This window comes from Intestinimonas timonensis (assembly GCF_900626145.1).
GTDB lineage: Bacteria > Bacillota > Clostridia > Oscillospirales > Oscillospiraceae > Intestinimonas > Intestinimonas aquisgranensis.
Map to the genome: position 1 here is coordinate 1 of NZ_LR130839.1, position 814 is coordinate 814.

Here is an 814-nt window from a genome sequence, read left to right on the forward strand (position 1 = left end):
CACCTCCGAGCATGCCCGCTCCAGGGCTGAGCATACGAACCGGTACACCGACTCCCCCTCCAGCTTTGCGCATGCCCGGCACCGGTCCGCCTGGTGCTTGGGCAGCCGTGCTCCCACCAGCCGGCGGCGCCTCCGGTCCGTCTGAGCATCGCTCTTGTGTCTGGCCTCCGCCCTGGCCCTGGCAGCGGCCATCTCCACCAGTTGCTCAATGATGCTCACGCCCTTCCCTTCAGGAATGGCCCTGGCCGTAAGCATAGCCGCCTCCAGCGCCTCCCGCTCGGCGGCGCTCATGGCCGCTATCCCGGCCTTGAAACGGTCCAATCTGGCTTCTTCCCTGGTCACTCCGCCCCTCCTTCCGTCGGTACGTCAGTTTCTTGGAATATGAAAAACTGGCGGTTTTCCACAATATCCTGCACACCCTTCGCTTGTCGAACGCATGTTCTAGTGCCCGCCCTGGAGGGGAGGGGCTTATGGCCCCTCCTTCCCCCAGGGGTTCCAATCCGGAGCGTAGTAGTCCGCCAGGTACTCGGTGATTGCCTGCTCCATGTCGGCCTGGGTCATCTCCACGCCCCGGAGGTCGATGCCGTGGGCCAGGGCGTGGCAGTCTGCGCACAGACAGATGAGGTTTTGCATGCTGTCTGTGCCGCCCTGGGACCGCTTGACGCAATGGTGGACCTGGAGATACTTGGTGGAGTCGCACAGGGCGCAGGCGTAGCCGTCCCGGGCATAGACCGCCCGGCGGGTTTTCTTGCTGATGTTGGCCGAAATCATACGGGATGCCTCCTTTCGATATACCTCACCGTGGGCACGGCTG

The 814-nt window shown here is 63.8% G+C and carries 2 protein-coding genes; both read right to left on the reverse strand.

All coding sequences use genetic code 11. From position 1 onward, the window contains the following. The coding region (locus E0E29_RS17900) for a hypothetical protein (RefSeq protein WP_130851096.1) at nt 1-342 on the reverse strand (342 nt) is incomplete at its 3' end. A gap of 126 nt (nt 343-468) precedes the next feature. Continuing rightward, the gene (locus tag E0E29_RS17905; RefSeq protein WP_207303578.1) at nt 469-771 is read right to left on the reverse strand and encodes an HNH endonuclease; all 303 of its coding nucleotides are present in this window, start codon (nt 769-771) and stop codon (nt 469-471) included. Nucleotides 772-814 lie beyond the last annotated feature (43 nt).

Coding starts and splice junctions, on each gene's coding strand:
- E0E29_RS17905 (WP_207303578.1), bottom strand. CDS start 771: ATGATTTCGGCCAACATCAGCAAGAAAACCCGCCGGGCGGTCTATGCC.